At 28.8% G+C, this 6534-nt stretch carries 6 protein-coding genes; all 6 read right to left on the reverse strand.

Going from position 1 to position 6534, the window contains the following annotated elements:
* Nucleotides 1-4: 4 nt before the first annotated feature.
* The 6 genes from TA89_RS11765 to TA89_RS11790 are packed head-to-tail and all read right to left on the reverse strand — an operon-like array spanning nucleotide 5 to nucleotide 6286.
* Nucleotides 5-1060: a glycosyltransferase family 4 protein gene (locus TA89_RS11765; RefSeq protein ID WP_242850133.1), complete on the reverse strand. Its 1056-nt coding sequence runs from the start codon at nucleotides 1058-1060 to the stop codon at nucleotides 5-7.
* On the reverse strand, nucleotides 1050-2381 hold the full coding sequence (locus TA89_RS11770) for a hypothetical protein (protein WP_040213571.1): 1332 nt from the start codon (nucleotides 2379-2381) through the stop codon (nucleotides 1050-1052). Before TA89_RS11770 ends, TA89_RS11765 begins: the two co-directional genes overlap by 11 nt.
* An 18-nt stretch (nucleotides 2382-2399) precedes the next feature.
* The gene (locus tag TA89_RS11775) at nucleotides 2400-3290 is read right to left on the reverse strand and encodes a glycosyltransferase family 2 protein (RefSeq protein WP_040213573.1); all 891 of its coding nucleotides are present in this window, start codon (nucleotides 3288-3290) and stop codon (nucleotides 2400-2402) included.
* A gap of 16 nt (nucleotides 3291-3306) precedes the next feature.
* Nucleotides 3307-4068, reverse strand: a complete 762-nt coding sequence (locus TA89_RS11780; protein ID WP_242850132.1) for a WecB/TagA/CpsF family glycosyltransferase — start codon at nucleotides 4066-4068, stop codon at nucleotides 3307-3309.
* Entirely contained in the window at nucleotides 4069-5193 is a 1125-nt protein-coding gene (locus tag TA89_RS11785) for a glycosyltransferase family 4 protein (RefSeq protein WP_040213574.1), read from the reverse strand.
* A 46-nt stretch (nucleotides 5194-5239) separates the two neighbouring features.
* Nucleotides 5240-6286, reverse strand: a complete 1047-nt coding sequence (locus TA89_RS11790; RefSeq protein ID WP_040213575.1) for a mannose-1-phosphate guanylyltransferase — start codon at nucleotides 6284-6286, stop codon at nucleotides 5240-5242.
* Nucleotides 6287-6534 lie beyond the last annotated feature (248 nt).

Below are 6534 nucleotides of genomic sequence, written 5' to 3' on the forward strand. Positions count from 1 at the left end.
TGTGTTAACTCTTCAGTATTTGAATCAAATTTTCAACTGCTTTATCCCAGCTTAAACCCATAGCGGTTTTAAATCCATTTTCAGATATACTTCTTAATAACGTTCTATCCTTTAATATTAGCTGTATATTCTTTGATAATGCCTCAACATCACCTGGAGAAGATGTAAGAGCATTAACCTTATTTATACCAACTTCCATCAACGCTCCTACATTACTACCTACTACAGCACATTTACAAGCCATTGCCTCTATAGGAGTTAACCCCCAGCCTTCTTGATGACTAGGAAATATGTACACATCTGCATTACTATATAACTCTCTAAGCTGTTCTTTATTAGGTTTCATATAAAACACAGCTCCTTCAGGGATATCTTTGCATTTATCTATTCCAAATATAGATAACTTAGCTTGAGGAAATATTTTTTTAACATCTTCATAAGCTTTTACACCATCACTATATCCCTTTGACTTTAGGGGATGATACATTAATAATAAGTTATATGTATCATCATATCTTTTTTCATTATTATAAAACTCAGTTGTATCTATTCCATTATATACTATTACGGAATCATTCCTCTGGAATTTCTTTTTCAATAATTCATCTAACCAAGAGGATATTACTATAGGCTTTAATGGCAATCTATAGGTATCATCTACCAATTGATCATCTCCACTCCATCTCTCATATCCTTGTACAAAATAAAACTTCTTACCCTTTGAATCCTTTAGATTATTCACATCATAAGCAGTGGGCCATGCTGTTGCTATTATAATATCTCCGTCTTCAATAAAGGAATTTTTTATTGCCGGAACTAATTTTATTGGAACTTTTACGTCAAACCAATCTACTTTAGTTCTTCTTTTTAATGTATTTCCTATTGATGCCTTTACTGTTTTAAAAAAGCCACTGATTCCTTTGTTATTAAAGCTATATGCCTTCATTGGAACAAATATTGTTACATCGTGACCACGTTCTTTCAGCCTATTTGCATACTGGAAAATTATTTTGATACCTCCGGTAGATTGAGTAAAAGGAATCACAAAGCTAATCTTCACCAAAGTCACGCCCTTCCTTGTCCAAGGTATTTAGAAGTACACACGATATAAATATAACAATAAATAGAAATATATCTTCAAGAACATTTAATATTCCCATAGTAAATATTGAAGAAAGATATATAGCGAATATTAATAATAAAGTATTACTTTCCGCACTTTTTATTATTTTCAAATATAATCGCCAAATGAATATAATAAAAACTATAACTCCCACTATTCCTATAAATCCTAAAAAGTTTATATACATATTATCCACAACCAATTCAGGAACATTATATTTAATAGCTCTTTCCCCTTGAATTTGGATAGAAAATCTTCCAAAAAGCTTATCAATAAGATTCCAAGAGAAAAAATCCTTCATATAATCCTGCCAGAAAATTATTCTTGTTAGAAAGCTCTGTGCCGAAAATAGGCTTGTTGTAGGATTTTTAGATGTAATAAAGCTCAAAACAAGAACTGCTGTAATATATAATATAGGTACTATTAAAGGAAAGAGATATATGTGCAATTTTCTCCATTTACCAGCAGTAAGCCTATATATAAGTAAAAAAGCTAATGTATAAAACAATATAAAATAAATATTTCTAGTATATGTAAAGAATATAGTAATTCCTATAATTATGACTGAAATAGCATGTAGGACTTTTTTTGATTTCTTTAAAGCATTAAAATCATATAATAATTTGTATGCTGAATAGGCAGCAGCTGGTATAAGCAAAAGACCTAGCTTTAAACCTGAAGCCGTTGTTCCCATAGCTCTTACCTTTCCCCCAAGGTTAAAGGTCTCTGATTGAAACAAAGAGTTACCATTTACATCCTCGCTATAGATATAAAAAGGAGAATTAAAAATATGCTGAATAAGACCTAAAACTACATTTACACATATTATTATTCCAAATGTTAAAAATATGTTTTTCAGCTTTTTTTGCGATAGCTTTTTAGGAAATATTAAAACTACAAAAGCCATAAATAAATAAAAAATATTATTATATACAAAAAGTATATATTCATATGAATAACCTAATCTAAATTTAATAACAATTCCGTCAATAATTATATATAACCCCAATAGCAATGCACTTATAGTAAACTTTGTTAATCTAGGTTTATTACCTTCAATCATATAACAAACCACATAAATAATTGATATTACTGCAAGGAGTATTTGAAAATGCATTCCTCTCACCAAAATATTATTAAACAAAGCCATTTGTAACTGCATCATAGGAGTTATAAAAGTTATATAAATTAACGAAATATATACAATTATAACCATAAGTTTTTCACTTAAGTTATATTCCTTTGCAATAGATTTCATCTTCTGCTCCTTTTAAGTTTATATTTTCTGATATCCCCATCTCCTCTTTTTATAGTCACCCAAAGCTCTCCAAACAATGCTGTTTCTTTGCTCTCCAAAAAACAGCTTAAATATTCTTGTTAGATAAAAGAACATGAATGAAATATGTTTATATGGAAATCGGAGGTTTTTATCAATTAATATGCATCGGTTTCTATTGTAATAATACTCATACATTTTTGATTTTTTACCAGTAGATGCACTTACCTTATGATATATTATTGAATTCGGATAATACATCAATTTATATCCCTTTTTAGCAACTTTCAGACAATAGTCTACATCTTCATGATAAAGAAAATATTCCTCACTAAGATTTCCTACTGTTTTTATTACTTCTTTAGGTATAAGCATGTAGCAGCCAGATATGAAAGTCACTTCCTTGTCCACATCAAATTGTCCCCTATCTACTTCATCAGTACCAAAATGATATGCATTTCCTTTTAAGTTGCTGAACCTTCCTCCAGCATACCATAAGATATTTTTGTTATCATGATAATATATTTTACCTGTAGCTATACCAATATTTTTCTCTTCTTTTACCTTTTCTATAATATTAGATAAAAATTCCGGATCTACTATAGTATCATTATTTAATAAAAGAACATAATCAGCGTTGTCTGATAAAGCCCGATCTATTCCTATATTATTCCCCCCAGCAAAGCCTAAATTTTCTCCCGCTTGTATAAAAATCACATCAGGATACTTTTCCATCATTATTTTATCATAAGATTCCTGTGAATCATTATCTACTACTACGACTTTATAATTATTATAATCTATTTGATTTAGGCTTTCTATGCACTGTAAAGTATCATTCCAGCCATTATAATTTACTATTATTATATATATTAAATGTAATTTATTCATTTATTTTAGTTCCTTATTATATAATTTTATTCTGTCTAATCTCTTTAATAAGAATTTTTATAAATTGTGTATCCTCTATAAAATATCTTCTGAATAACCTTTTGGGTTCCTGCATAAATCTCCAAAACCACTCAAGTCCAGATCTTTGCATCCATTTAGGAGCTCTTTTTATATTACCTGCTATAAAATCAAAAGTTGCTCCTATCCCAATTGATAAAGGGACATTATAATCATTTTTATATTTATAAATCCATTTTTCTTGCTTAGGTGCACCTACTCCAACCAAAAGTAAATCCGGCTGTGCCTTTTTTATCATATTAATTATCCGAGCATTTTCTTCAATATTTTTTTCAAATCCATAACTAGGTGAATATGTCCCTACTATTTGGATATTTTTATATTGACTTTTTATAGTATCAGCCGCTTGCTGTGCTATACCTTCTGCAGCTCCAAGAAAAAACATTTTATATTGTTTTTCTTCGATCATTGGCAATATTACCGGGATAATATCTGAGCCTGAAAGCTTTTCTTTAATAGGCTTTTTTATTACTTTTGAAGCCCATATTATAGGAACACCATCTGCAGTAATATAGTCAGCCTCCTTATAAATATTAAAAAACTCTTTATCCTCTTGCATCTTAACTATGTGATCTACATTCACTGTAAGCATATATTTACTTTTACTCTTATCACAGAGAGCTTGATCAACGGTATTAATAAGCTCTTCCCAGCTTAAATTATCAATTTCAATATCAAACATTCTAACCCTAGTATCCACTTATACCTCCCTATAATACTGTTTCATATTATTTACAATATTAATCCAAGAAAAGCTTTTAACTCTTGTAAATCCTTTTTCTATCATATCTTTTCTTAAATTGCTATCTTCTAAAACCTTATTAATAGCTTCAGCAATTTCCATTTCGGCATTTGGATTTATTAATATTGCAGCATCTGCAGCTACTTCAGGTATAGATGAATTATTTGAAGTTATAACCGGAATTCCACATGCCATAGCTTCCAGTATAGGGAGTCCAAACCCTTCATATAACGAAGGATAAATAAAACATGATGCACCATTATATAGATTTATCAAATCCCTATCACTTACATAGTCAGTAATAATTACATCCTTTTCTAAACCAAATTTCTCAATAACTTCATTAATCAAGTTATTTCCCCAGGCCTTTCTACCTACCAAGACAAGTTTAGCACCATGATTTTTATATTTAAATAATAAATGGTAGTAAGATTCTAATAGCTTTGGTATGTTTTTCCTAGGTTCCAAGGAACAAACTGACAAAATATATTTAGAATCTATATTAAATTTCTTTTTAACATTCTCTATATCATTTGTATCTGAGATAATTTTGAATTTATCTGAAATAGACTCTCTTGTTACTACTACCTTATTTCTATACTTAGGGAAGACCGCATCTATATTCTTTTTAGAGTCAAGGGACACTGTAAAGATATATTTCGCCTTACGAACCGCTAATTCACTTAAAGGCTTCATATAAACCTTATTTTTCCAAGAGGTGGTTTCTTTAAATTTCCACATAGTAGCATCATGAAGAGTAAAAATAATATTTTTATGAAAAACCAATAACCCCGGTGGAAAAGCTGGAAAATGCACAACATCTGGCTTCTCATTTCTGATGATTCTGGGAATCCATATCTGCTCACAATAAATTTGGCTTTTAGATGAGCAGATTATAAATTTTGCTTTACCTTCAAAGATACGAAGTTCTTCAGGTACTGACTCTTTAAAAAGTATTATGTATTTATTTCCATCATCATACTTAAGTAGATTTTTTACAATCTGAAAGGTATAATATTCAATTCCAGTTGTTTTTCTTATTAATGACGTAGCATCAATTAATATCCTTTTTATCTTTCTCACCTTTTCTTTAAAAATTAATATTTTAAATTATTATAGTACAAAGACTTTAATTTACTATAGTCTTTGCTTCTTTTATATACTGTTCATGATCTTTAGATGATATTAAAATGTGATTACTTGTTTCCACAATTATCAAATCCCTTACATTGTTCAAAAGAGTTTTTTTGTTTGTTATAACTATATTATTCTTAGAGTTATACATAAAAGAATTAGAGTCATGTACATTACCATTTATATCTTTATCCCTATACCTTTCAATACTACTCCAATTACCTACATCATCCCAACCAAAGCTGCTGGGAATAACATAAATATTTTCAGTCTTCTCCATAATTGCATAATCTACTGATATTGATTCTACCCTTGAATAATTATATTCAAGCTTCTCGTTGAAATCTTCTTCTTTACATATAGCAATCTCATGCAAAAGGTTATAGGTATTATTAAGATGTTTTTGTGTTAGTTTTATTATATTTTGTACCTTCCATATAAACATTCCGCTATTCCAAAGATAACTCTCATCCTGAACATATTCCATAGCTTTATTGATACTAGGTTTTTCAATGAAATTATCTACCTTTTTTATATGAAACATGTTTATCTTGTCCACATTTATTGATGATTTTATGTAACCATATCCTGTTTCAGGACGTGTTGGCGTTATACCTAGAGTAATTATTGCATCGTTATCTTTTTCAATAAAACTTGCTGCACTCTTCAATTCCTCTATAAATTCATCTTCATCATGAATCAGATGATCAGAAGGTACAACTATTAGGGTGGAGTTACTATAATACTTATTAATAATAAATGCAGATAAACTTATACATGGTGCAGTATTTTTACCTACAGGTTCAATTATTATATTTCTATCTAATATTTCTGGTATCTGATCTTTTACTAATCCAACATATTTTTTTGATGTAACTATAAATATCTGTTCCATAGGTATTAATTTTAACAATCTATCAACTGTTAACTGAATCATTGTTTTATTTCCTAAAAGCTTTAAAAACTGCTTCGGATGCTCTTCTGTTGATAGAGGCCAAAATCTTGTTCCCTTACCCCCAGCCATAATTAATGCACATAACATACTTATACCTCTCTTTTAAAATAGTTATTAGTTTATTCTGATTATTTTTAATAGTTATGATAAATATAATTACATAAAACTTCATAAATTCAATAATTTTACTAATTAATTTATTTTTAACTCATGTTAATAATCAAATAATATTATATTATTAGTACCTTTTTTTTGCAAACAAAATATACTATATTCCATTTCTCTAGGGGATTAATATTATTCTTTGCTGGTTTAAAGCAACTAATAAAAAAGTT

Source organism: Clostridium polynesiense, assembly GCF_000820705.1.
Classification (GTDB): domain Bacteria; phylum Bacillota; class Clostridia; order Clostridiales; family Clostridiaceae; genus Clostridium_AA; species Clostridium_AA polynesiense.

Bases quoted from the DNA above. Each gene is read 5' to 3' on its own strand.
- TA89_RS11790 (WP_040213575.1), bottom strand. From the start codon at position 6,286: ATGTTATGTGCATTAATTATGGCTGGGGGTAAGGGAACAAGATTTTGG.
- TA89_RS11775 (WP_040213573.1), bottom strand. From the start codon at position 3,290: ATGAATAAATTACATTTAATATATATAATAATAGTAAATTATAATGGC.
- TA89_RS11770 (WP_040213571.1), bottom strand. From the start codon at position 2,381: ATGAAATCTATTGCAAAGGAATATAACTTAAGTGAAAAACTTATGGTT.